Origin of the sequence: Streptomyces jeddahensis (assembly GCF_001642995.1) — a bacterium.
GTDB lineage: Bacteria > Actinomycetota > Actinomycetes > Streptomycetales > Streptomycetaceae > Streptomyces > Streptomyces jeddahensis.
In genome coordinates, this window is record NZ_LOHS01000031.1 from 18,788 (window position 1) to 43,503 (window position 24,716).

Consider the following 24,716-nt stretch of genomic DNA (forward strand, 5'->3'; position numbering starts at 1 on the left):
GGCGCGTGAGCCGTCGTCAACCGCTCGCCGTCTGTGCGGCGCTGCTCGTGGCGGTCGCCGCGCTCGTACTGCTGTCCGCGACCGGCGCCAGCGCGCATCCGCTGGGGAACTTCACCGTCAACCGGTACGACGGGCTGGTGGCGGCACCTGGCGTGCTGCGCGTCGATCACGTCGAGGATCTCGCGGAGATACCGGCCACCCAGGCCGAGCCTCGGGTCGAGCAGCTGGGGATGGCGGGCTGGGCCCGTGAGCGGTGCCGGGCGGCTGCCGACGAGAGCCGGGTCGAGGTGGGCGGGCGTGCCGTCCGGCTCACCGTCGACGAGAGCCACGCGCGCGTGCGGCCCGGCCAGGCCGGGCTCTCCACGCTCCGCCTGGAGTGCCGGCTCACCGCTCCCCTCCCGGAGGGACGGGCCGTCACCCTCGGCTTCAGGGCGGCCGGTGACGACGGCCCGGGCTGGCGCGAGATCACGGCTCGCGGCGACGGCAGGACGCTCGCCCGGTCCGACGTACCGGACGAGTCGGTGTCCGATCAGCTGACCCGCTATCCGCAGCGGCTGCTGTCCTCGCCCCCGGAGCGGACGTCCGCGTCCCTGCGCGCCCTTCCCGGTGGCCCGGCCCTCGCCGAGGAGCGGGCCGCCCCGCCCACCGCGTCCGTACTGCCACGCGGCGCGGACCGCTGGACGCAGGCCCTCACCGGCCTGGTCGCCCGGCACGACCTCACGCCCGCCTTCGCGGCCCTGGCCCTCGGCATCGCCGTCGTACTCGGCGCCGCGCACGCGCTCGCGCCGGGCCACGGCAAGACGCTGATGGCCGCAACTGCGGCCGCCCGGAGCCGCGCCACCCTGCGCGACGTGCTCCCACTCGCCGCTTCCGTGACGGTCACTCATACGCTGGGCGTGATCGTGCTCGGCCTCCTCATCGCCGCCGGCTCGGCCGCGGCCCCGTCGGTGATCTCGTTGCTGGGCGTGGCGAGCGGCGTACTGGTCACGGTGGCGGGAACGGCGCTCCTGCGGAGGGCTTGGCGGCAGCGGGGGCACGACCATGCGCACGGGCACGACCATGCGCACGGGCACGACCATGCGCACGGGCATGGGCATGGGCATGGGCATGGCCACTCACACGTGCCCGCAGCCGCGGTCCGGCCGAAGGGGACGTGCCGGGGTGTGCGCCCGCTGGGGGTACCACCCAGGCCCTTAAGGCACTGGGGGAGGCTGGCGCAAAGTCCGGGTTCCCCGAACGTCGTAGGGCTCGGCGCCAGACCGAGGACGTACATCCCGGCGCGGCCCCGACCCATCCACCGGCAGGCGGCGCCCCGAGCCCACGAACACCCGCACGGCCACGAACACCCGCACGGTCACGAACACCCCCACGGCCATCCGCGCGGCCACGAACACCCCCACGAGTACACCGACGAACCCACGCAGGAGCCGGAGGCAACGCCCGCCGCCCGCGACCACCCTCACCCCGACAGGCACACGGACGCCGACGCCAAGGCGAGGGCGGTGCCGGACTCCGGACCCCCCACCCTCCGCGGCACCCTCTTCCTCGGCTTCGCCGGCGGGCTCGTGCCGAGTCCGTCCGCGGTCGTCGTGCTCGTCGGGGCCGCCGCACTGGGGCAGGCGTGGTTCGGGTTCCTGCTCGTGCTGGCGTACGGCGCCGGGCTCGCGCTGACCCTCACGGTGGCCGGCTTCGCGGTGGTACGGGCCGGGGACCGGGTGGTGCAGGCCCTCGTCGACCGTCCCGGCCACGGCCGCGAACGACGCGTCGGAGAGCCCGGCGGCCGCATCGGACACCTGCTCAGCGGCCCCCTCTCGGCGGGCGTACGCCGCGCCGTCCCGCTCGGCTCCGCCTGCCTCGTGGTCGCCGTCGGCTGCGGATTGGTGCTGAAGGGGGCGGCAACAGCGCTCGGTTGAGCTAGTTTTGTGGAGGATCGCACCACTGCGAATGGGGGGCGCCCGTGAGTGCAGAGCCGGGCATCGACGGGGTGGGCGGGCCCCGGCGGATCGCGGGCCGCTACCGCCTGCTCGCACCGCTGGGCGAGGGCGGCATGGGCACGGTGTGGCGGGCCCACGACGAGGTCCTGGGCCGCGAGGTCGCGGTCAAGGAGGTGCGCGCCCCCGCGGGGCTCCCGGCGAGCGACGTCGACCGGCTGTACGCCCGGCTCGAGCGCGAGGCCTGGGCCGCCGCCCGTATCCCGCACCGCAACGTCGTGACGGTCTACGACGTGGCGACCGAAGAGGGCCGCCCCTGGATCGTGATGGAGCTCGTCCGCGGGCTCTCCCTCTCCGACGTACTGGCGGCTGAGGGCCCCATGTCCCCGCGGCGCGCCGCCCAGGTGGGCGCCGAGGTGCTGGCCGCCCTGCGCGCAGCCCACGAGGCGGGGGTCCTGCATCGCGACGTCAAGCCCGGCAACGTACTGATCGCGAACGACGGCCGCATCGTGCTGACCGACTTCGGCATCGCGATGGTGGAGGGCAGCTCGGCGCTCACGATGACAGGAGAGGTCGTCGGATCGCCCGAGTTCCTGGCGCCGGAACGGGCCCTCGGACGGCGGCCGGGCCCGGAGTCCGACCTGTGGTCGCTCGGCGTGCTGCTGTACGCGGCGGTGGAGGGCAGCTCCCCCTTCCGGCAGGACACCCCGCTGAGCACGCTGCGGGCGGTCGTGGACGAGGAGTTGCCGCCACCGCGCCGCGCGGGTCCGCTGGCGCCCGTCATCGAGGAGCTGCTGCGCAAGGATCCGGCGGAGCGCATCGCCGCCGACGAGGCCGAGCGCGATCTGCGGATGGTGGGCGCGGGCGGCACCCCGCGCGCAGGCTCCACGCAGTCACCGGCACTGTCATCCCTGCCGGCGGCCACGGCGCTCCATCAGCCCGGCCCATCGACGCCCCCACACCCCGTCCCGGCGCCCACCGGATCGCCCTCATACGCCTCATCACCCGCGAACCCTGCGACGACGACCGCGTCGGCGCCGGCACATCCGCGCCGCACGGTCGTGGTGCTGATCGCGGGCATGGTCGCCCTCGCCGTGGCCCTGGCAGCCCTTACCTACGCACTGGTGAACCGGGACGACCCGGGCGGCGGCTCCGGGAACGGCAGCACCACGGCCGGAGGCGGCACGGGAGGAAACGACGGCGGCAGCGGCAACGGCGGAAACAGCAGTACGAACGGCGGCGGCACCACGGGCGGCAGCACCTCCGCGAGTCCGAGCGAGGGGTACACGGACGGCGGGTCCACCAACGGCGGATCCACGACCGGCGGATCCACGACGGGCGGCCACGGCGGTACGACATCCCCGCCGGCCCAGTCCGTCAAGGTCACCGTCGCAGCCGTCCGCGGCAGCTACACCGGCACCTGCCCGCCGCCGGAGGCCGAGGCGCCCGCGTTCACGGCCACGTTCACGGTGGGCCGGGTCCCGGCGGAGGTCGACTACCGCTGGGTCACCACGACGGGCGAGCCGTCCGACCCGGGCTGGAAGACCCTGTCGTTCCCCTCCGGCGGCGGGAAGACGAAGCAGGTGAACCATGTGGAGCTGACGTACGAGGCGGACGGGACGTACCACAACGAGATCAGCGTGGAGGTCCGGGGCCCGGTGGAGACGCGGTCCAACTCCGTGGCGTTCTCGGTGACCTGTGAGACGGAGGCCCCGCCGGACGGGGCCTCCTGAACTGGCGATGAACGGCCGATATCGTCAGGCGACACCTCTGAACACAGGCAGATAACCGCTGGACTGCCCGGTGGCCGTCGGGTGGTACGACTCGCCGATGTTGACCCAGTTGACGCTGTGCAGCCACGAACTGCCGGAGCAGATCTCGTGTCCGGCGAACGTCGCGTTGACGTCGCCGAAGGTGAATCCGTGATCGGCGGCCCGCTTCGCGATCACGCTGTTGAGATGGTCCGCGGCGTTGTTGATGGCGGCCCGCTCCGTCTCGGAGAGGCCCGCCACGCAGGAGCCGCTGAGTTTGTAGAAGCGCGGATAGCCGAGCACCACGACGTGGGCCGCCGGGGCCCTGCCGCGGATGGCCGTGTAGACGTTGTCGAGGTTGCCGGGCAGCGTCGAGTCCATGTACGCCTCGGCTCGGGCGATGGCCGCCAGGCACGCGCTCTCGGACTGGAGCACACAGGTCGTCATGACATCGGCGAAACCGGCGTCGTTGCCGCCGATGGTGATGCTGACGAGTCCCGTGCCTGCGCCGAGCGGGCCGAGCTGGCCGGCCACGACATCACTCGTACGAGCTCCGGAGCAGGCGGTGAAGGAGAACGTCGAGGGTGAATGGGCGGCTGCCCAGAGGACGGGGTACGCGCGCGTGCTGCGCTTGCAGGAGCCGCTGGAGCTGTCGTAGCTGCCGGCTCCGACACCGGAGGAGTAGGAGTCGCCGAGGGCCACATAGCCGGTGGCCGCCGCCAGTTGGGACGCTTGCGCCGTCGCGGCCCCGGTGAGAGTGCAGACGACGGCGAGGAATAACGAGGCAACATATGCCGCGGATCGGGAACGTCTCATGAAACCTCCCTTAGCAGGATCTCTGCCTCAACCGTCATAGCACCCCCCATAACTGACGGGTAGTGCTCATGACAAGAACATTCGGCTCAGACCTCCGCCGACCTCCCTGCGCGACTGACGCAACTTCAGTTTCACTGTCGTGTCAGGGATATGTCATTCCCTCAAAGCCCTTGATCTACGCCCGTAGAGACGCCACGCTTGTTGATCGCCCGGGAACGGAACACCCAGTTCCCGGGCGCGTGTGCGATCCCGCACACCACCCCCAGTTGCGCGCCCGCCGGGGCACGCACCGCCTAGAGGAGGACTCCCTCGTAATGGCACAGCAGCGCAGCAAGAAGAGGATCCGGATCGCCGCCGCGGCGATCTCCGTCGTCACCGCCGCCACCCTGATCGGCGCCGCGACCGCTCTCCCCGCCCAGGCCGCACCGGCCGAGGGAACGGTGATCGGTGCCGGCTCCGCCGACGCCGTGAAGGACAGCTACATCGTCACGCTCAAGAAGGGCGCGGGCTTCAAGGCCGCCTCCACCCAGGGCAAGAGCCTCATATCCGAGTACGGCGGACACGTGAAGCGGACCTACAAGGCCGCACTCAACGGCTATGCCGTCCAGCTCTCCGCGCAGGAGGCCAGACAGCTGGCCGCCGACCCGTCGGTGGACAAGGTCATCCAGGACACCAAGGTGTCCGTCGACGCGACCCAGTCCAACGCACCCTGGGGCCTCGACCGCATCGACCAGGCGTCGCTTCCGCTGTCCGGGACGTACACGTACCCCGACACCGCCGGCAGCGGCGTGACCATCTACGTCATCGACACCGGTGTACGCATCAGCCACTCCGACTTCGGCGGCCGTGCCGTCAACGGCTATGACTTCGTGAGCAACGACAGCGTCGCGCAGGACGGCAACGGCCACGGCACCCACGTCGCCTCCACCGCCGCCGGCACGACCTATGGCGTGGCCAAGAAGGCCAAGATCGTCGCGGTCCGCGTGCTGAACAACAGCGGAAGCGGCACCACCGCCGGCGTGGTCGCAGGCATCGACTGGGTGACCCAGAACCACAGCGGCCCCTCGGTGGCCAACATGTCGCTGGGCGGCGGCGCCAACACCGCGATCGACACGGCCGTACGCAACTCCATCGCCTCGGGCGTCACCTACGCCGTCGCGGCGGGCAACGAGACGACCGACGCCTCGACCAGGTCGCCCGCCCGGGTCTCGGAGGCCATCACCGTCGGCGCCACCACCAGCACCGACGCAAAGGCGAGCTACTCCAACTACGGCAGCACCCTGGACCTGTTCGCCCCGGGTTCGAGCATCACGGCGGCCTGGCGCACCAACGACACCGCGACCAACACCATCTCAGGCACCTCGATGGCCACCCCGCACGTCGCGGGTGCCGCGGCCGTCTACCTGGCGGGCCACACCTCCGCCACACCCTCGGCCGTCGCCTCGGCCCTCGTGAACGGCGCCACCACCGGTGTGGTCACCAGCCCGGGCAGCGGCTCACCGAACAGGCTGCTCAGGATCGTCCCGTAATCCCAACTGCGCTCATGCGCCAGTGAGTTACCCCTGTTCCCCGGAGACGCGCCCCATGCTCCGGGGAACAACCCCTCGCACTTTTTCCATGTCTTGACGCAAGCCTGGGGTCTGCGCGACATTGAAGCCCGGCATCCGGCGCTTCGGGGGGAAAAGTCGCCAATGCAGACCATCGGCATGAAGCCATCACCATCGGGCATCGAGCAGTCGCCGCAGACTCAGGGGAGAGATCTGCTGCCGCTGCTCGCAGGTGCAGCCGTCGCCGTCGGAGGGGTCGGCGCGGCTCTCGCACTCATCGACGTGGACGCACCGCTGCGCGGCCCGTTCACGCTCTTCTTCCTTCTCGCGGCGCCCGCGGCCGCCATCGGAGCCGCTCTGCACGGCCTGGAACCGGCCGGGCGCGTCATCGCGTCGGCAGCAGGGGCGGTCGCGGTCAATCTGCTCATCGCCGAGGCGATGATCGCCCTGCACGTCTGGTCGGTCCGCGGCGGAATCGTGGCCGTCGCCGCGCTCAGCTGCCTCGTCCTCCTGCTGGTTGCGGTACGGCGGCTGCGCCGGCGCCCGGCGCGAAGGCGGGCTTCCTGACGTGGACATCACGGTGTACCGCCCCGGCGAGCTGACCGCCGCCGACCGGGCGGCGTGGACGGCCCTGCAGTCCAAGGCCCACCTCGACGGTTCGCCCCAGCTGGCGAATCCCTTTCTGTCCCCGGAGTTCGCGATCGCGGTGGGCCGCTGCCGGCGCGGAGTGCGCGTCGCGGTGGTCCGCGAGGACGGCGAGCCGGCGGCGTTCTTCCCGTTCCAGAAATCCGCCACCGGCGTCGGCCGCGCCGTGGGCCTCGGCGTCTCCGACTCCCAGGGTGTCGTGCACCGGCCCGGCTTCACCTGGGACGCAGAGCAGTTGCTGCGGGCCTGCGGGCTCGCGGTATGGGAGTTCGACCACCTGGTGGAAGGCCAGACACCGTTCGAGGCGGGGGCCTCCGGCACGTTCCCCTCGCCCGTCATGGACATCGACCAGGGCTACGAGGCGTATCTGAGCCGGCTGCGGCAGCAGTCCCCGAAGTTCACACGGACGACGCTCGCCAAGGAACGCAAACTCGACCGGGAGCACGACGGCGTGCGGTATGTGCACGACGAGCGCGACCCGGCCGCGCTCCGGGCGCTGATGGCCTGGAAATCCGCGCAGTACCGCAGGACAGGGCGCAGCGACCGCTTCGCGCACGAGTGGATCAACCGGCTCGTGCAGCATCTCTTCCACAGCCGGTCGGAGTCGTTCGCCGGTGTGCTGTCGGTGCTCTACGCCGACGGCCGGCCCGTCGCGGCGCACTTCGGGCTGCGCTCCGAGCGCGTCCTCGCGTGCTGGTTCCCGGCATACGACCCGGCGTTCGCCAAGTACTCCCCCGGGCTGATCCTGCATCTGCGGATGGCTGAGGCGGCCGCCGCCGACGGCATCGCGTATCTGGATCTCGGCCGGGGCCAGAAGGAATACAAGGACTCCCTCAAGACGCGTGAGATCTTCGTCTCCGAGGGGTGGGTGACGCGCCGTCACCCGGTTGCGATCGGACACCGGGCGCGGCGCGCCCCCGTCCGGGCGCTGCGCAACACCGTTCTCGCCCGGCCCGAACTCTTCGAGCCGGCCGACCGACTCCTCAAACGGATCGGGAAAATCCGCTCGAGGAAATGAGCAATAACAGGAATTCGGAATTCCGGACTCCAGATGAACCCGCGAAAATGCGGGACGAAAACAACAAAAACGTGAGACCTGGTTCCAGGTCTTGCATTATGGTGTCATTCGTCAATACCTTCGTTCATCCACCCGCATCGGTCCATCATCAAAGCGGCTCCAGGGGAGGGCTCAGGACCGCAGATGGTTTCCGGCGCGGGGCGCGGTAGGGGGGTGCCGTGTCCGGTGACCAGTGATCACGGGTCTACCGGGACGCGGGCCGCGCGACCGACCTTGCCAGTCGGCCAGCTTGACCAGCTCACTCGGCCTGCACGGAGATCCATTTCGGCATGGCCATGAGTGAGAACCCCCCTTTCGAACCGGACAAAGAGCCGGACTGCCCAGGGGCGGGCGGTCCACCGGACGAGAGGGAACAGACTCATGAGTGCTTTTCTGCGCCCGGCGATACCAGGCGAAGATCCGCTGACCAGGCCGTCCACGAACGGCAGCTCCGCCGAGACGGCGACGGTGAGAATTCCGAGGCAGTACCGCCCGGTCTCCTCGCATCTCGCCATTGCACCGCCGGTGAGCGTGGTGATTCCGGCCATGAACGAAGCGGAGAATCTGCCGCACGTCTTCAAGACGCTTCCCGAATGGATCCACGAAGTCGTTCTGGTCGACGGCAATTCCACGGACAACACGGTCGAGGTCGCCCGTGACCTGTGGCCGGATGTCAAGGTCGTCAAGCAGCTCGGCAAGGGCAAGGGCGACGCGCTGATCACCGGCTTCGCGGCGTGCACGGGCGACATCATCGTAATGGTCGACGCGGACGGCTCGGCCGACGGCCAGGAGATCGTGAGCTACGTCTCCGCGCTGGTGTCCGGGGCCGACTTCGCCAAGGGCTCGCGGTTCGCCAACGGGGGCGGCACGGACGACATGACGCCGATCCGCAAGCTCGGCAACTGGGCGCTGTGCGCCGTGGTCAACGCCAAGTTCGGCGCCCGCTACACCGACCTGTGCTACGGCTACAACGCGTTCTGGCGCCACTGCCTCGACGAGATTGACCTCGACTGCACCGGCTTCGAGGTCGAGACCCTGATGAACATCCGGGTGGTCAAGGCCGGGCTCAAGGTGCAGGAGATCCCCAGCCACGAGTATCTGCGGATCCACGGCGCGAGCAATCTGCGCGCCGTACGGGACGGGCTGCGCGTGCTCAAGGTGATCCTCAAGGAGCGCTCGAACCGGCGTGCGCTGCGGAAGCGTGCGCACGCGCTGCGCCTCAAGGCCAGGCTGAACACCGGGAGCGGCAACGGGCTCGGCACGGGTCTCAACTCTGGCAGGAGTGAAGCGTCTTGAGCACGCACGGCTTTCAGGAGGGCGGGGGCAGGAAGCCCGGCGGCGCGGACGGCCGCGCCGCCGCCTCCCCCACCGTCTCCGTCGTCATCTGCGTCTACACCGAAGACCGCTGGGAGGACATCCTCGCGGCGGTCGCCTCGGTGCGCGGGCAGTCGCTGCCCGCGCTGGAGACGCTGCTGGTGGTGGACCACAACCAGCCGCTGCTCGAGCGCCTGACCAGGGAGTACAAGGAGACGGAAGGGGTCCGTGTGCTCGCGAACGCGGGCCCCCGCGGCCTGTCCGCCGGCCGCAACACCGGCATCGCGGCCTCCAGCGGCGAGATCATCGCGTTCCTCGACGACGACGCCGTCGCGGAGCGCGACTGGCTGCGCCACTTCGCGGCGGGGTACGAGGACCCGCGGGTCATGGCGGTCGGTGGCCGGACCATGCCCATCTGGGCGTCCGGCCGCCGGCCGGTCTGGTTTCCCGAGGAGTTCGACTGGGTCGTCGGCTGTACGTACAAGGGGCTGCCGCCGGGCCGGGTCCGGGTGCGCAACGTCCTGGGCGGGAACGCCTCTTTCCGGCGGACGGCGTTCAACGCGGCGGGCGGCTTCGCCACCGGCATCGGCCGCGACGGCGACAAGCGGCCGCTGGGCTGCGAGGAGACCGAGCTGTGCATCCGGCTCAGCCGTGCCAGGCCCGACGCGATCCTGCTGATCGATGACCGCGCGGTGATCCACCACCGGGTCCCGGCCGGCCGCGAGCGGTTCCGCTACTTCCGGACCCGTACGTACGCCGAGGGCCTGTCCAAGGCCCTGGTGGCCCGGAGTGTCGGCGCCGCCAAGGGCCTCGAGTCGGAGCGCCGCTACACCACGCGCGTCCTGCCCGCCGGGGTCGCCCGCGGCCTGCGCGACGCCGTGCTGGCCCGCCCCGGCGGAGCGGGCCGCGCGGGCGCCATCGTGGCGGGAGTGGCGGCCGCGGCCGGTGGGTACGTACTCGGGAGCGTCCGTGCGCGCAGGGGTGGCGCGACGTTCTCCGTAGCGGAGATCGGGGGGAGCACGGACGGCGAGGGGGCGGGGGTATGAACAGGCGGTCCGTGCTGGGTCATGCGTGTCGGGGGGCCGCATGAACAGACCCGTGCCCATCCTCATGTACCACTCCGTCGCGCACGCGCCCAACGACGCCACCCGGGCGCTGTCCGTGACGCCCCAGGCGTTCGCCGCGCAGATGGCGCTGATCGGGGACGGCGGTTTCACGCCGCTCACCACGGCGCAGCTGGCGGACGCCTGGCGGTCCGGGAGGCCGCTGCCGGAGCGTCCCGTGCTGATCACCTTCGACGACGGCTACGAGGGCGTGCACCGGCATGCGCTGCCCGTGCTCGCCGGGCACGGCTTCGCGGCCACCGTGTTCGTCTCGACGGGCTGGCTGCGCGGGGCGCACGACACCGGAGGCGCTCTGGACACCATGCTCGACTGGGACCAGGTGCGCGAACTCGCCGACGGCGGCGTGGAGATCGGCGGCCACAGCCACACGCATCCGCAGCTGGACACCCTCCAGGACGACGCGCTCCGGTCGGAGCTGGTGCGCTGCAAGGAGATCGTGGCCGAGGAGCTCGGCACCCGGCCCGTCTCGTTCGCGTACCCGTACGGCTACTCGAGCCGCCGCGTGCGCCGGGCGGTGTGCGAGGCCGGGTTCGCGCAGTCCCTCGCGGTCGGCAACGCCCTGGCGCGGCGCCGCCAGGGGCCGTACGCGCTGCAGCGCGTGACGGTGCGCCGCAGCACCGGAATCGACGAGTTCGCGCGGCTGGTGGAAGGCCGCGCCATCGCCCGTACGTTCGCCAGGGACCGCGCCCTCACCAAGGGGTACGCCGTGGTCCGAAGAGCCCAACAGGCCAGCCGGAAGGCAGCACGTACCCGTGTCTGACACGACGACCACAGCCCAGGTCGACTCCTCCGCGACTCCCCCGGCCGAGCCGCAGCCGACGGCCGGCCGCAGGCTGCGCCTGCCCGGACGGGGCAAGGGCTCCGGCGGCAACCCGCTCTTCCGCAACGCCTATGCGCTGATGCTCAACACCGGGATCAGCGCGGTCCTGGGCCTCGGCTTCTGGCTGGCCGCCGCCCGCTACTACTCCGACGACGCGGTCGGCCAGGGATCGGCGGCCATCGCCGCGATGAAGCTGCTCGCGGGGCTCACCGCGGTGACGCTCACGGGCGCGCTGGCCCGGTTCATCCCGGTGGCGGGCCGCGCCACCGGGCGTCTCATCTTCCGTACGTACGCGGGCAGTTCGGTGGTGGTGGCGCTCGCCGCCGCGGTCTTCCTGCTGACCCTCGACTTCTGGGGGCCCTCGTACGGGTTTCTGCACGGCACCGTCAACGGCCTGGGTTTCATCGTGGCCGTCGTCGCCTGGTCGCTGCTGACGCTGCAGGACGGGGTGCTGACCGGGCTGCGCAACGCGCTGTGGGTGCCCGTCGGGAACACGGTGTTCTCCGCGGTGAAGCTGGCGCTGCTCGTCGCGTTCGCCGTGGCCGTCCCGACCACCGGCGTCTTCGTGTCGTGGGTGGCCGCGATCGCCGCGTCCGTGGTGCCGCTCGGCTGGCTGGTGTTCCGCCGTCTCGTGCCGCGGCATGTGAAGGCGACCAAGGACCACGCCCAGCCGCCGTCGCTGCGCGAGCTGGGCCGCTTCCTGGCCGGCGACTACACGGGCTCGCTGTTCTCGCTCGCCGTGGTCTACCTGGTCCCGGTGATCGTCGCCTCGCAGGTCAGCTCGGCCGACAACGCGTACTTCTACATCACCGCCACCATCGGCGGCACGATCAATCTGCTCGCCATCAACATGGGTGCGTCCCTGACCGTCGAGGGCTCCCACGACCCGGCGCAGCTCGCCGCGAACACCCGCGCGGCGCTGCGCCGCATGGCGCGGATCATGCTGCCGGTGGCCGGCGTACTGTTCATCGGCGCGCCGTACGTCCTGCGGGTGTTCGGCGAGGGGTACGCGGACGCGGCGACCCCGCTGCTGCGCTTGTTCGCGGTGGGTGCGGTGCTACGCGTCGTCATGGAGACCTACTTTGCGGTACTCCGCGCCCAGAGCCGTACGTCCGGACTCGCCTATCTGCAGGGCCTGCTGTGCGTCCTGGTGCTGGGGCTGACGCTGCTGCTGCTCCCGCGGATGGGCCTGACCGGTGCGGGTGTCGCGGAGATCTCCAGCCTTGCCGTGATCGTGGCGATCGCCGCCCCCAAGCTGTACCGGATCGTCGGGACCGCACCGGCCGCACCGCCCGCCGGCGCGTCGGCGGCGCCTGACGGCGATCTGGCCGATCTGGGCACGGCCGACGTGGCGCTGCCGCACGGGGAGAAGACGCATCACGGCCCGGGCTGGGCGCTGCGCGACTCCCTCGAATCGGACACCCTGGCGCTCGGCGTCCAGCTCAACCTGGACCACCAGGAGCGCAGACCGGACATACGGCCGGGTCCGACGTGGGCCCTCAGGGCGCCGCTGGCCCTGCCCGGGCCGCGGACGGAGGCGCATGCGGAGGCCGCCCTCGGGCACGAGTCGGGCGGCGGTGAGGAGGGGGTGCGCCCGGCCTCGGGGGGCGCCGGTTCCGCCGACGAGGCACGACCGGCGGGCAGTTCGGACAGTTCGGAGAGTTCGAAGGGTTCTCCCCCGACGGCGAGTTCGGAGAGCTCGCGTACGGAGGGGTCGCGCACCACGGAGGCGTCGGAGGCGCCGTCGTCCCGGGCGGACTCGGGGGGTGGTCACGCGCAGTTGGAACGGGATGACCGGAACGGCAAGGGGGCCCGGCGTGGGCACGACGTCCCGGGAGCCTCACCGCAACGTGCTGACGTGCGTGGGGTCTCGGCGCGAGCGGCCTCCGTACCAGGGGCTGCCGCGCGCGGGGCCTCCGTGCAGGAGGACGCGCCGCGGACCGGACGGCACGCGCGCGTGACGCCCGGTCTCGTCATCCTGGCCATGCTGCTGGTCAGCGCGCTGGGGCTGTACTGGGTGCCCGCCTCGGCCCTGGACGACCGCGACCTCGACCGCATGGGCGGGCTCGGACTGATCTCCGTACTGCCCCAGACCACGTTGCTGGGCGCCGCCCTGCTCGTCGTCGTCTTCGCGTCACTGCTGTGGGCGAACCGGCAGCACCGGGTCCTGCTGCTGGTCACGCTGCTCGCCACCGTGGTCTCGCTGCACGCGCTGCCCGCGGTCATCGAGACCGAGCCGCGCTTCGCGACGGCCTGGCAGCACCTCGGCTTCATGGACTACATCGACAGGACGGGCTCCGCGGTGCCCGACCTGGACGCGCGCTGGAGCTGGCCCGGCTTCTTCGCCGCCGCCACCTTCGTCGCCGAGGCGTGCGGCGTCACGGACATGACCGAGGTCATCCGCTGGTGGCCGCTCACCATGCAACTGCTCTATCTCGCACCGATGTTCCTGCTCATGCGGTCGATGCGCGCCGGCTGGCGCGCCAAGTGGGCCGGCGCCTGGATCTTCGTACTGAGCGGATGGGTCGGCCAGGACTACTTCTCCCCGCAAGGCTTCACCTACCTGCTCTATCTCGTCTTCGTCGCCGTACTGCTGGTCTGGTTCCGCGCCCCGCGCGTGCTGTGGACGAAGCGGCGCCCGGGCGAGCTGGAAGTCGAGCCCACCAACCGCCGCCAGCGGGCCGTGCTGCTGCTCGTGCTGATCGGCCTGTTCGCGGCGACCGTCCCGGCCCACCAGCTCACGCCGTTCGTGATGCTGGGTGTGCTCGCGGTCCTGGTGCTGGTCGGCCGCTGTGAGCTGCGTGGGCTGCCGATGCTGTTCGCGGTGCTGGTCGCCGTATGGGTGGGCTTCCTCGCCGAGCCGTACTGGTCGGGCCATTTCGAGGAGATGTTCGGCGGGATCGGCGGTGTGGGCGGCAATGTGTCATCGTCCGTCTCCGGGCGTATCGAGGGCGGCAGCTCGACCCACCAACTCGTGCTGTACACGCGCGTGGCGCTCGCCGGCGGCGTGATGGCGCTGGCCTGCTGGGGCTGGTGGCGGCGGCGCGACGCCAAGTACCGCGAGCGGTCGCTGCTCGTGCTCGCCTTCGTGCCGTTCCTCGGCTTCGGCATGCAGTCGTACGGCGGCGAGATCGCGCTGCGCGTCTTCATGTTCGCCCTGCCGGGCGCGGCGCTGCTCGCCGGTCTGGCGCTGTTCCCGCGCGCGGGCATCACCGCCGAGGAGCGGGATCGCGACCGCGTCAGCCTGGCGCCGCTGGCGTTCCTCATGGCGGGCCTGGTGCTGATGGGCGGCTTCCTGGTCGCCCGCTGGGGCAACGAGCCCTTCGAACGCATCAGGACGGGCGAGGTCGCGGCCATGGAGTGGGTGTACGCCCACGACGACCCGACCGTCCGCCTGCTGTGGCTGAGCAACGACACCCTCGAGAACGTCACGCCCGCCATGCCGTGGGGTTCCCGCGACATGGAGAAGGTGGAGTACGTCCCGACGCTCGCGCCGTCCGATCCGGTGCTGGTGTCCGGACTGGTGAAGTCGCTCAAGGACGCCGGCCCGAACTCGTATCTGATGATCAACGAGAGTCAGGTCGTCTATCTCCAGATGGACGCGGGCTATTCGAACACCTGGGAGACACGGCTCATCCGCAACCTGGACCAGCGGCCTGAGCTGAAGAAGGTCTTCACCAACGACGACGCGACCGTCTACACGCTCAGCAAGGAGCCGGACGGCAAGCCGGCGAAGGCAGATCCGGGTCCGATCGGTCCGCAGGTGACCTGGACGCCGTGGTCGGTGGTGGGCGCGCTGGCGGCGGTGGCGCTGATCCTGCTGCTTGCCACCCGCGAGGTGATGCGGGTCGCTGCGGCGCCGAGCGTGCGGCAGCTACGCCGGCTGCAGAGCAGCTTCTGGTTCTCGCTGCCGCTCTTGGCGGTGCTGGTGGCCTCGCTGGTGCAGCGGTTCATGACGATGGCGTGAGGCGTGGCGTGAGGTGCCTCAGGCAGAGGGGTGAGGTGGCTCAGCGCTTGAGCCACCTCACCTCGTAGGCAGCCATCTTGAACTGCTTGCCGTCGACCTTCGTGCTGATCTGCCGGTCCAGGGTGTTCACCACGAGGACCGCCTGGTCGTCCGCGAGCACCCGCACATGGGGGACGTCGTCGGCGGCGACGGACACCTTCTCGTACGTCGTGCCGGGCGGGAACTCCTTGGCGAACCGGGAGAGCAGGCCGAGCATCGGCAGTGCGGTGCCTCCGTCGGACAGGTGGGTGGAGCGCCACAGGCAGCCGGGGCAGGTGGCGCCCCTCTTCTGCGGGTTCCAGTAGAAGGCGGAGGTGGCGCCGCCGCGGGCCATCGCGATCAGGCCGGAGGCGTGGACGGCGATCCGGTGCGGCTCGGACCAGCCGTCGCGCTCGTCATCGTCGTCGCCCGGCTCGACGTAGTACTCGGCCCACCACAGGGGCAGGTCGCCGGTCTGCTGCCGCACCCAGCGGCTGACGGCGGTCAGCTTGTCGGTGGCCTTGAACTCGTCCGGGACCAGCTCATCGTCGACGGTGTAGCTGGAGCCGTCGACGACGACGAAGTCGGCGCCCGCCTTGTTCTTGTTCCAGTAGGCGAAGGCGTCGAGGACGCGCTGGTCCAGGGCGCCCCAGTCGCCCGTGAGCGCGCTCGACGCGTTCTGCTGGCGTGGGTCGACGCTGTCCATGACCAGATAGGGGCCGCCGACCAGGATGTCCTCGTCGATCTTCTTGAGCTCTTCGTAGACGAGGTTGTAGAGCTCGGTGTAGCCCTCGTAGTCCCAGCGGCCCTCGGAGTCGTTCCAGAAGCCCTTGAACTCGTTCCAGACGATGAAGTGCCGCACGTCCGGGTAGCGCTTGGCGACGGTCGCGGCGAGCTTCGCGAAGTCCTTGTAGTGGGCGCGGTCGGGCGCGGTCTCGAGGGCCTGCTTGCTCCAGTCCGTGTTGTCGGCGCCGGGCTTGCCGCCCTTCATCCAGTCGGGGGCGCAGCAGAGGGTGACGACAGGGGTGCCGCCGGTGGCACGGATGAAGTCCAGCCGCCGGTCCATCTCGCCGAAGTCGTAACGCCCCTTGGTGGGCTCGGGGTTGCCCGCGCCCCAGCCCATGATGTGCTGGATCTGCGGCATCGGCTGCCGGGAGAGCAGCTTCTGGGCGCGCTGAACCGCGGCCGCCTCGCCATGGTCGGCGCTGTACTGGGTGTGGGTGAAGCCCCAGCCCACCTCCGGCTCCGCCCTGCCGGACGGGACGGCGGGGGTGCCGTGCACCTTGTCGCCGTCGGGAGTGGTTCCGACGGTGCTGCCGCGGCTCTCGCCGGGCAGCGTGCTGATCAGCGTCACCACCAGTGCCAGAGCGACCGCACCGACGCCGAGCAGTGCGGTGAGCCGCCACCGCCGTGCCCCCGAATTCCACCCATGACGTCCCATCAGCGGCAAGGGTAACGGCGGGTGGGGGCGGTAGGACGGATTCCGGCACCACAGCTGTGTAACGGGGCGCGCCACGGAACGCAGGCGCAGGACGCACTGCGGAAACCGCGTGCACGGGACGCGTACGTGACGGATCATGGCGGCATGTCTGCGAACCCACACGACGCTCTGCCGATCCGGCTCAACGTCGACGACAGCGACTCCCCGTGCGATGTCGTCGACGCGCTGTTCCTCGGCCGCTTCGCGACGGGCGAGCAGCCTTTCTCGCACAGCGTGAACATCGACCGGGTGCGCTCGGGTGTCACGCTGCTGCCGCCGGGCGCCACGGTGCTGCGCGGCGCCCGCGACGACGACCGCAGCGCGACGCTCGCCGAGGGCGACGGCTGGACGCTGCTGGTCTCCCGCTGGAACCGCGGCGCGGACGTCACCGTGACGGCGACCAGCGCGGACCTGGCGGAGAAGATCCTCAAGCAGGCCACGGACGGCGCGCAGGACGAGCCGGAGCCGCAGCCGGACAACGTGACGATGGGCTTCTGGTATGTGTCGCCGCGGCGCGGCCCGCACCGCACGACCCGCCAGATCACGGCCGGTACGTGGGAAGAGGTGCGGCCCAACTACACCGCGCCGGTGGCCGACGCCATGGATCGTCTGATGAAGACCACGCCGGAGGACATCGCGGGCCGGCTGCTCCTGCTGCACGGCCCGCCGGGCACCGGCAAGACGTCGGCGCTGCGCACGCTGGCGCGTTCGTGGCGCGACTGGTGCCAGGTGGACTGTGTCCTGGACCCCGAGCGTCTGTTCTCGGATGTCGGCTATTTGATGGACATCGCCATCGGCGAGGACGACGGCACGGCGAAGGGCCGCTGGCGGCTGCTGCTCCTCGAGGACTGCGACGAACTGATCCGCGGCGAGGCCAAGCACACGGCCGGTCAGGCGCTGTCGCGTCTGCTCAACCTCACGGACGGGCTGCTCGGCCAGGGCCGCAACGTCCTCGTCGGCGTCACCACCAACGAGGACCTGGAGCGGCTCCACCCGGCGGTCGTCCGCCCCGGCCGCTGCCTGGCCCGCATCGAGGTCGGCCCCCTGACCCGCCCCGAGGCGGTCAGCTGGCTCGGCCCGGAGGCCCCGGACCTGGAATCGAGCCTGGGCCGCGACGGCGCGACGCTCGCGGAGCTCTACGCACTGCGGCGTGGCACGACACCGGCGTCGGTGCCGGACCAGCGTGCCGGTGCGGATGCGGGGTTGTACCTGTAGCGCAAGGGGCCCAAATCAGCCCGTCCGGCGTTTGAGGACGAGCCCGAAGGGCGATTTCGGGGGGTCCAGGGGGCGAAGCCCCTGGAGGGTCACCCCGAGTCCCCGTAAGCCGCGCGCAGCGCATCCCGTACCGCGTCCAGTGCCGCGGCCTCCGTGAGGCCGAGGCGCTGGACGCGCTCGGCGTACGCCTGCGCGGCCACGGCCGCGCCCTTCGACGCGGCGTCCCCGGCTGCGGCGACGAACGTCCCGTGGCGGCCGCGTGTCTCGATCACTCCGTCCGACTCCAGCGCGCGGTACGCCTTCGCGACCGTGTTCGCGGCCAGCCCCAGGTCCTCCGCGAGTCCGCGTACGGTCGGCAGCTTGTAGCCCACGGGCAGCGACCCCGAGCGGGCCTGCTCGGAGATCTGGGCGCGCAGTTGCTCGTAGGGCGCGGTGTCGGCGCCGTGGTCGATGTCGATCTTCAAGGTCACGTGCCGATTGTCCCGCACGGCGCGGTAATTCGGAGGCGAGCACGGCGCCTCCCGCGTAGCGTGCGGCCTCATGACTGTGATCGTCCGTGGCTTCCGTCCCGAAGACGCCGAAGGCTTCGCGCGGGTGCGGCGTGCCGCCCTGCCGTTCATGCTCTCCACCGCCGAGTCCGTCGCCTTCGACGTGACGCACGCCCATCCGGACGCGCACTACCGGCCGCTGGTCGCCGAGGAGGACGGCCAGATCATCGGTACGGCGCAGCTGGGCGTCGCCCACGACAGTCCCGAGCCCGGGCAGGGGTACGCCAATGTGTATGTGCACCCGGAGCGGCTGCGCCGCGGCGCGGGTTCGCTGATCGTGCGTACGGCGGAGGAGTTCCTGGCCGGGCACGGCGTCACCACGCTCTACAGCTGGGTCCTGGACGCCCCCGGCAACCGCGCCTTCGCCGAGAAGCGCGGTTACCGCGCGAGCCGGTCGGCCCACTTCCTCCGCCTGGACCTGGCGCAAGGCACTCTGCCCCCGCTCCAGCGGCCCCCGGCGGGCGTCGAGCTCCGCACCGCCGCGGACTTCGCGGACGACCCGCGCCCCCTGTTCGACCTGGACGCGGAGACGGTGCAGGACGAGCCCAGCGACATCGACACGGAGTTCACGGACTACGAGTACTGGCTGACCGAGACATGGGGCCATCCGCTGCTGGACCGCGAACTGACCACGGTTGCCGTGGTGGACGGCCGCCCGGTGGCGTTCAGCGTGGCCCGTACGGACGGGACGTCCCGGTACGCGACCGGCATGACCGGAACCGCACGCGCCTACCGCGGCCGGGGCCTCGCCAAGCTCGCCAAGAACGACTCCCTCCACCGGGCCCGCGCGGCCGGCTACACGGAGGCCTTCACCGGCAACGACACCGAGAACGGCCCCATGCTGGCCATCAACAAGTGGTTCGGCTACGAGATCTGCGCGACGGAGGTCCGGTATGTCCGCGAACTCGGCTGACCCCCAGGGCACCGTCGACGTGGTACTGCTCAAGTCGGGCCGCACCAAGATCCGTTACCCCGCCCGACTCATCCACGACGACGGCGCCCGGATCACGGTCGAGGCCCCCTGGGCGGGCGGGGCCGTCCGCGACTTCGGCTTCGTGCGCTTCGAGCCGGGCGACGTCTTCACCGAGCACTACTGGCGCGATCGCTGGTACTCGGTCAAGGAGGTCCGGGCCGCGGACGGCACCCTCAAGGGCTGGTACTGCGACGTGACCCGCCCCGCCGTCCTTTCGGGCGCCGAGCTGGTCGTGGAGGACCTGGACCTCGACCTGTGGGTGTCCGGCGACGGCACGACGGTGCTCCGGCTGGACGAGGACGAGTTCGCCGCGAGCGGCCTGGCCGAGTCCGACCCGGCCGCCGCGGGCGCGGCCCGCCGGGCCCTGGACGAGCTCGAACGCCAGGCCCGCGGGGACGGCCTCGGCGGCCTGCTCAGGTCTCCTTGAGCACGATCAGGCCTCGTTGAGCACCCGGGCCCGGACCGGACCCCCCGGGTCGTACGCGATGGCGTCGCCGTCCTCGTGCCAGTGCAGAACGAAGCGCTGCCCGGCCCGGTACGCCTCGAAGCCCGCCCTGCAGTACGCCACCATGTCGTCGGGGAGCTCGGACAGCCGATGCCAGCCGATCCCTGAGCACTTGTCCGGCTCCCTGTTCACGGGCTCGCCGCCCGCCCCGTACTCCGCCTCGAAGAACCAGCCGATGCGCGGCTGCCCGCCCGGGCCGCGGTGCTGCATGACGAGTGCGACGCGCAGGTCGTCCGGCGCGAGGTCGAGGCCGATCTCCTCACGGGCCTCGCGGATCATGGCGGCGCGGACGTCCTCGCCGTCCTCGACGTGCCCTGACGGCCCGTTCAGCAGGCCGTCTCCGTACCCCGTACCGGCACGGCGCGCGAGCAGCACCTCGTCGCCACGGCGGAGGATCAGATGGACGTCGACGACCTCCGTGTGACGGGCGGCCGCCCGGGGTTCCGGGAAGGTCGCCACCATCGCGTACCGCTCGTCGTGCACCTCCCGCCCCCACAGGCGGGCATCGCCCGACAGGTGCTCGGTGTGCAGGCGAGCGGCCAGCGGCGTGAGCATCTCCACGAGGTGGCGGACGGGAATGCCGACCGGGGACGTCTCTCCCCACACGCCCTCGACCAGGACGAGCCGGCCCCCTGGCCGCAGCAGCGCACACCACCGGCGCAGCGCCGCCTTCGGATCAGGCAGCGTCCACAGCACATGGCGGACCAGCACCACGTCGAACCGGCGGTCCCCTACCGGGGGCGCCGCCGCATCACCGACCAGGATCTCGACATCGCCTCCCGCGAACTGGGCCAGCTTGGCCCGGGCCAGCTCGGCCATGCGAGGCGACAGGTCGACCCCGGTGACCCGGTGCCCCTGCTCGGCGGCGAGGAGCGAGAGACTGCCGGTGCCGCACCCGACGTCCAGAATGTGAGATCTCCGGGAAGGAAGCCACTCTTTCATCCGCCTCGCCCAGGCGTCCCGCACGGCGGGGTCCCGCAGGCCGTGATCCGGATCGTCGTCAAAGGTGGCGGCCTCGGCATCCCAGTCGACGCCGACGTGCTCGATGTCGTCCTGGTCGGAATTCAGGTCGGAACTCATGTCCCCGATCGTGACAGCCGCCACTGACAATCCGGCCGCCGATGGGGCACCCTCCCTCAACAGGTCTACCTCCGCACCACTGCTGCGGAACCCGGTAGGCACAAGGAGGCAGCCATGCGCCGTGTGACCGTGCAGAAGCCCCTGGGAAAGACGACCGACCGCCGCCGCGTGCGGGAAGAACCCGAAGACCGGCCCCGTGACCGCCCCGAGGTCCGCAAGGACATCCAGCGAACCTGGTGGCCGGACGGCTGACCGCGAGGGCCGGCCGAAAGGGCTGATCAAGGCGCTCAGGCCAGCCTCTTGCGGTAGTGAATGCGGTCGTACGGCCCGTCGAGACGCCGCTCCACGACCTCGTATCCGTACCGCGGGTAGATCTTCTGGTTCTCCCACATCATGGCGTTGGTGTAGAGCCTGACCTCGGGCAGTCCGAGTGCACGCGCGCGTGCATCGACGAATGTCAGCAGGCGGCGGCCCACGCCCTGTCCGTGTGCGTCGGGGTGCACCGCGATGCTGTCCAGGAACAGGTGGCCGTCCTCCGGGACGACGACCACGAGGCCCGTCACCGGATCGCCGGTGACGAACACCCGGCCCGCGGCGACGTTCGCCGCGTGATCAGCTTCCATCGGCGCGGGTACGACCCCGATGCGCTCGATGTAGTGGCGATACGCCGCGTCCGTGACCGCCTTCACGGCGGTCACGTCGGCGGCGGTGGCCGGGCGGATCCGCGCCGAGGCCGGGGCGGGCCGGGTGTAGTCGTCCGTCATGCCGCCACGTTACGGCCCCGCCCCACCAGCCTCTTCACCAGAGGCCAGGCCAGGATGAGCACGACCACCGCGTACACCGTCACCGAGAAGGGCGTGTTGACCAGGCCCGTCACGCTGCCGTCGCTGATCTGCAGGGCGCGCCGCAGCTGTTGTTCGGCGTTGGGCCCGAGGATGACGCCGATGACGGCGGGCAGCACCGGCAGCCCGTAGCGCCGCATACCGAACCCGATCAGGCCGATGATCAGCAGGATCACCAGGTCGATGACCTCGCCCCCGACCGCGTACGCGCCGACCGCCGCGAAGAAGAGGATGCCCGCGTACAGATACGGCCTCGGGATGCGCAGGAGCTTCGCCCACAGCGGGGCCAGCGGCAGGTTCAAGGCGAGCAGCAGCACCATGCCGACGAAGAGGGAGGCGATCAGGCCCCATACGAGCTCGGGTTCGCGTTCGAAGAGGAGCGGTCCTGGCTGGATGCCGTACTGCTGGAAGGCGGCCAGCATGACGGCCGCGACGGCGGTGGTGGGCAGGCCGAGCGTCAGCATGGAGACGAGGGTTCCGGCCGCGGAGGCGGAGGAAGCCGACTCCGGTCCTGCGACGCCTTCGATCGCGCCCTTGCCCCATTCCTCCTTGTGCTTCGACAGCCGCTTCTCCGTGACGTACGACAGGAACGTCGGGATCTCCGCGCCGCCCGCCGGGATCGCACCGAACGGGAAGCCGATGACCGGGCCGCGCAGCCAGGACTTCCAGGTGCGCCTGACGTCGTCGCGGCCGAGCCAGGGGCGGCCGACGGGGATCGGCTCGCCGGGGGTGCGGCGCAGATGGGCGGCGACCCACAGGGCCTCGCCGATCGCGAACAGGCCCACCGCGACGATCACCACGTCGATGCCGTCGGCGAGTTGGAGCGAGCCGAAGGTGAGGCGCTGCTGGCCGGTCATCTGGTCGAGGCCGACGAGGCCGAGGGTGAGGCCGATCAGCAGGGACGCCAGCCCGCGGATGCGGGACGAGCCGAGCACGGACGTCACCGCGATGAAGGCCAGCACCATGATGGCGAAGTAGTCGGGCGCGCCGATGTCGACAGCGAGGTCGGCGACCGTCGGGGCGAGTGCGACGAGCAGGATCGTGCCGATCATGCCGCCCGCGAAGTGCCCGATGGCGGCGGCCGCGAGCGCCTGCGCGCCGCGCCCGGCCTTGGCCATCGGGTTGCCCTCCATCGCGGCGACGACGGCGGCGCTCTCGCCGGGGGTGTTGAGGAGGATGGAGGTGGTCGAGCCGCCGAACATCGCGCCGTAGTAGATGCCCGCGAACATGATGAACGCGCCGGTCGGGTCCAGGCCGTACGTCACCGGAAGCAGCAGCGCGACCGCCATCGCCGGGCCGATGCCGGGCAGCACGCCGATCGCGGTGCCGAGGAGCACGCCGATGGCGGCCCACAGCAGGTTCAGCGGGGTGAGGGCCGTGCTGAAGCCGTCGAGAAGGGAGTTGAGAGCGTTCATGTCACAGCACTCCCATCAGCGGGCCGCCGGGCAGCGGCACTCCGAGCAGGTTGTTGAAGACGACGTACGTGAGGAGTGACAGTCCGGCGGCGATCAGCGGGTCGCGGTCGATGCGCCGGCTGCCGAGGGCGAAAGCGGCGCCCCAGAAGAGGAGCGCGCCCGCGAGGGGGAAGCCGAGCGGCTCGATGAGGACCGCGGTGGCGAGGAAGACCCCGGCGAGCAGCAGCACCGTGCGCCAGTCGGCCGGTTCGGACAGGTCGATGTCCTCGCCGGTCTCCGCCTGTCCGCGGCCGCCGCGCAGCACGTCGACGGCGAGCAGGGCGGCGATCACGAGCAGGCCGATGCCGACCACGATCGGCACGGTCTTCGGGCCGATGGGCCCGCGCTGCGCGATGTCGACGTCCATGGTCAGGGCATCGGTGAGGACGAGCACGCCGAGCGCGAGGAGCAGCACGCACACGCCGAGTTCGGAGTGCTCGCGCAGCCAGGAGCGGCGCTCCCCCGGCTCCGTACGTTCCTGTGTCTGCGAGGTCGTCGTCACAGTCCCAGCTCCTTCAGCACGGAGACCACACGCTTGTCCTGGGCGTCCAGGAAGGCGCCGAACTCGTCGCCGGTCAGGAAGGCGTCGTCCCAGCCGTTCTTCTCGAGGGACTCCTGCCATTCGTCGGAGTCGTGCAGCTTGGTGATGAGGTTGGTGAGCTTGTCCCGCTCGGCCTCGGACAGTCCGGGCGGGGCGACGATGCCGCGCCAGTTGGTGAACTCGACGTCGTAGCCGGACTCCTTGAGCGTGGGCGCGTCCAGCCCGTCGACCCGCTCGGGTCCGGTGACGGCGAGCAGCCGCAGCTCCCCCGACCTGATCTGGTCCAGGTACTCGCCGACGCCCGAGACACCGAAGGCGACCTTGTTGCCGAGGATCGAGGCGAGGAGTTCGCCGCCGCCGTCGAAGGGGACGTAGTTGACCTTCTTCGGCTCGATCCCAGCCGCCCGCGCCATCAGCATGGGTGCCAGGTGATCCGGTCCGCCGGGCGAGGAGCCGCCCCCCACGGGCAGCTTCCCGGGGTTCTCCTTCCAGGCGTCGATCAGCTGGTCGATGGTCTGGTACGGGGAGTCCTTGGCGACCACGACGACGTCCTGCTCCTCGGTGAGCCGGGCGATCGGAGTGGTGTCGGCGAGGGTCTTCGGCGCGTGGTTGGAGCGTACGGCTCCTACGACACCGAGGCCCATGGACATGGCGAGCTTGCCGTTGCCGTGCTCGCTGACGAGCCGGGTGAGGCCGACGGTGCCGCCGGCGCCGGGCAGGTTGAACACCTCGATGTTGTGGGTGAGCCCTGCGTCCTCGGCGTTCTTGGCGGCGGTGCGGGCCGTGATGTCGTAGCCGCCGCCGGGCGTGTTGGGAACCATGAAGCGCAGGCCGGGGATCTGTGTGCCGGTCTCGGCGCCGCTGCCGGTCGTGAGCAGCGGCGGTCCCGCGAGCACGAGCACCGCTGCCCCGAGCAGGGCGAGGGGAGTGCGCAGCCGCACGTGTGCCACCACCTGTCGGTACGTCGGATCAGTACGGGGAGCCTCAGGGGGAGCCTTGTGGAGGGTGTGAGGTGGCCCACATGTTGCCTGCGTGTTAACGAGCTGTCTCCCTTCCGCAAGCAAGGAACGTTGTGGTCCTTGTGGTCG

Annotated in this window: 21 protein-coding genes; 13 read left to right on the top strand and 8 right to left on the bottom strand. The window is 71.1% G+C overall.

Features of this window, described 5'->3' with window-relative positions:
* Nucleotides 1–5 precede the first annotated feature (5 nt).
* Together STSP_RS03585 and STSP_RS03590 are read left to right on the top strand one after the other, a co-directional pair.
* A complete protein-coding gene (locus STSP_RS03585) occupies nt 6–1,913 on the top strand; it encodes a nickel transporter (RefSeq protein WP_067271887.1) in 1,908 nt (635 codons plus the stop codon).
* Between the two features lie 44 nt (nt 1,914–1,957).
* Nucleotides 1,958–3,664: a serine/threonine-protein kinase gene (locus STSP_RS03590; RefSeq protein ID WP_067271889.1), complete on the top strand. Its 1,707-nt coding sequence runs from the start codon at nt 1,958–1,960 to the stop codon at nt 3,662–3,664.
* 24 nt (nt 3,665–3,688) lie between these two features.
* Here STSP_RS03590 and STSP_RS03595 read toward each other — a convergent pair whose 3' ends face one another.
* Complete coding sequence (locus STSP_RS03595; protein WP_067271891.1) at nt 3,689–4,498, bottom strand: SGNH/GDSL hydrolase family protein; 810 nt, start codon at nt 4,496–4,498, stop codon at nt 3,689–3,691.
* Nucleotides 4,499–4,812: 314 nt separating this feature from the next.
* On the opposite strand from STSP_RS03595, the gene STSP_RS03600 reads away from it, so the two are divergent.
* From STSP_RS03600 to STSP_RS03630, 7 genes are all read left to right on the top strand, one after another.
* Nucleotides 4,813–6,027 (top strand): S8 family peptidase, encoded by a 1,215-nt coding sequence (locus tag STSP_RS03600; protein WP_067271900.1) that lies wholly within the window; start codon nt 4,813–4,815, stop codon nt 6,025–6,027.
* A 177-nt stretch (nt 6,028–6,204) separates the two neighbouring features.
* A complete protein-coding gene (locus STSP_RS03605; protein WP_198547250.1) occupies nt 6,205–6,612 on the top strand; it encodes a hypothetical protein in 408 nt (135 codons plus the stop codon).
* A 1-nt stretch (nt 6,613) separates the two neighbouring features.
* Nucleotides 6,614–7,708, top strand: coding sequence for a GNAT family N-acetyltransferase (locus STSP_RS03610; protein WP_067271906.1), 1,095 nt, complete (start codon nt 6,614–6,616; stop codon nt 7,706–7,708).
* Nucleotides 7,709–8,128: 420 nt separating this feature from the next.
* Nucleotides 8,129–9,043, top strand: a complete 915-nt coding sequence (locus STSP_RS03615) for a glycosyltransferase family 2 protein (RefSeq protein WP_078066864.1) — start codon at nt 8,129–8,131, stop codon at nt 9,041–9,043.
* A complete protein-coding gene (locus STSP_RS03620; RefSeq protein ID WP_269801023.1) occupies nt 9,040–10,107 on the top strand; it encodes a glycosyltransferase in 1,068 nt (355 codons plus the stop codon). The genes STSP_RS03615 and STSP_RS03620 overlap by 4 nt, the downstream gene beginning before the upstream one ends.
* A 40-nt stretch (nt 10,108–10,147) precedes the next feature.
* Nucleotides 10,148–10,945, top strand: coding sequence for a polysaccharide deacetylase family protein (locus tag STSP_RS03625; RefSeq protein WP_198547251.1), 798 nt, complete (start codon nt 10,148–10,150; stop codon nt 10,943–10,945).
* Entirely contained in the window at nt 10,938–14,972 is a 4,035-nt protein-coding gene (locus STSP_RS03630; RefSeq protein ID WP_232789513.1) for a lipopolysaccharide biosynthesis protein, read from the top strand. The genes STSP_RS03625 and STSP_RS03630 overlap by 8 nt, the downstream gene beginning before the upstream one ends.
* Nucleotides 14,973–15,012: 40 nt before the next feature.
* Here the strand turns inward: STSP_RS03630 and STSP_RS03635 are convergent, their stop codons facing one another.
* Nucleotides 15,013–16,431, bottom strand: coding sequence for a GH39 family glycosyl hydrolase (locus STSP_RS03635; RefSeq protein ID WP_067271969.1), 1,419 nt, complete (start codon nt 16,429–16,431; stop codon nt 15,013–15,015).
* A gap of 144 nt (nt 16,432–16,575) precedes the next feature.
* Here STSP_RS03635 and STSP_RS03640 point away from each other — a divergent pair, with 144 nt between their 5' ends.
* Nucleotides 16,576–17,685 (top strand): DUF5925 domain-containing protein, encoded by a 1,110-nt coding sequence (locus tag STSP_RS03640; protein WP_067271909.1) that lies wholly within the window; start codon nt 16,576–16,578, stop codon nt 17,683–17,685.
* A gap of 89 nt (nt 17,686–17,774) precedes the next feature.
* On the opposite strand, the gene STSP_RS03645 is transcribed toward STSP_RS03640, so the two are convergent.
* On the bottom strand, nt 17,775–18,155 hold the full coding sequence (locus STSP_RS03645) for a GntR family transcriptional regulator (protein WP_198547252.1): 381 nt from the start codon (nt 18,153–18,155) through the stop codon (nt 17,775–17,777).
* Nucleotides 18,156–18,225: 70 nt separating this feature from the next.
* Between STSP_RS03645 and STSP_RS03650 the strand changes: the two genes are divergently transcribed.
* Together STSP_RS03650 and STSP_RS03655 are read left to right on the top strand one after the other, a co-directional pair.
* Nucleotides 18,226–19,146 carry a GNAT family N-acetyltransferase gene (locus STSP_RS03650; RefSeq protein WP_067271914.1) on the top strand — a complete coding sequence of 307 codons (921 nt, stop codon included), beginning with the start codon at nt 18,226–18,228 and terminating at the stop codon, nt 19,144–19,146.
* Nucleotides 19,127–19,633 (top strand): DUF402 domain-containing protein, encoded by a 507-nt coding sequence (locus tag STSP_RS03655; RefSeq protein ID WP_067271931.1) that lies wholly within the window; start codon nt 19,127–19,129, stop codon nt 19,631–19,633. The genes STSP_RS03650 and STSP_RS03655 overlap by 20 nt, the downstream gene beginning before the upstream one ends.
* A gap of 6 nt (nt 19,634–19,639) precedes the next feature.
* Here STSP_RS03655 and STSP_RS03660 read toward each other — a convergent pair whose 3' ends face one another.
* Nucleotides 19,640–20,791, bottom strand: a complete 1,152-nt coding sequence (locus STSP_RS03660; RefSeq protein WP_067271970.1) for a methyltransferase domain-containing protein — start codon at nt 20,789–20,791, stop codon at nt 19,640–19,642.
* 114 nt (nt 20,792–20,905) lie between these two features.
* Between STSP_RS03660 and STSP_RS38195 the strand changes: the two genes are divergently transcribed.
* On the top strand, nt 20,906–21,043 hold the full coding sequence (locus STSP_RS38195) for a hypothetical protein (RefSeq protein WP_107441186.1): 138 nt from the start codon (nt 20,906–20,908) through the stop codon (nt 21,041–21,043).
* Between the two features lie 35 nt (nt 21,044–21,078).
* On the opposite strand, the gene STSP_RS03665 is transcribed toward STSP_RS38195, so the two are convergent.
* The 4 genes from STSP_RS03665 to STSP_RS03680 are packed head-to-tail and all read right to left on the bottom strand — an operon-like array spanning nt 21,079 to nt 24,569.
* Nucleotides 21,079–21,555 carry a GNAT family N-acetyltransferase gene (locus STSP_RS03665; protein WP_067271934.1) on the bottom strand — a complete coding sequence of 159 codons (477 nt, stop codon included), beginning with the start codon at nt 21,553–21,555 and terminating at the stop codon, nt 21,079–21,081.
* On the bottom strand, nt 21,552–23,048 hold the full coding sequence (locus tag STSP_RS03670) for a tripartite tricarboxylate transporter permease (RefSeq protein WP_067271937.1): 1,497 nt from the start codon (nt 23,046–23,048) through the stop codon (nt 21,552–21,554). Before STSP_RS03670 ends, STSP_RS03665 begins: the two co-directional genes overlap by 4 nt.
* A gap of 1 nt (nt 23,049) precedes the next feature.
* Complete coding sequence (locus tag STSP_RS03675; RefSeq protein WP_067271939.1) at nt 23,050–23,589, bottom strand: tripartite tricarboxylate transporter TctB family protein; 540 nt, start codon at nt 23,587–23,589, stop codon at nt 23,050–23,052.
* Nucleotides 23,586–24,569, bottom strand: a complete 984-nt coding sequence (locus STSP_RS03680) for a Bug family tripartite tricarboxylate transporter substrate binding protein (protein ID WP_067271942.1) — start codon at nt 24,567–24,569, stop codon at nt 23,586–23,588. Before STSP_RS03680 ends, STSP_RS03675 begins: the two co-directional genes overlap by 4 nt.
* Between the last annotated feature and the right edge of the window lie 147 nt (nt 24,570–24,716).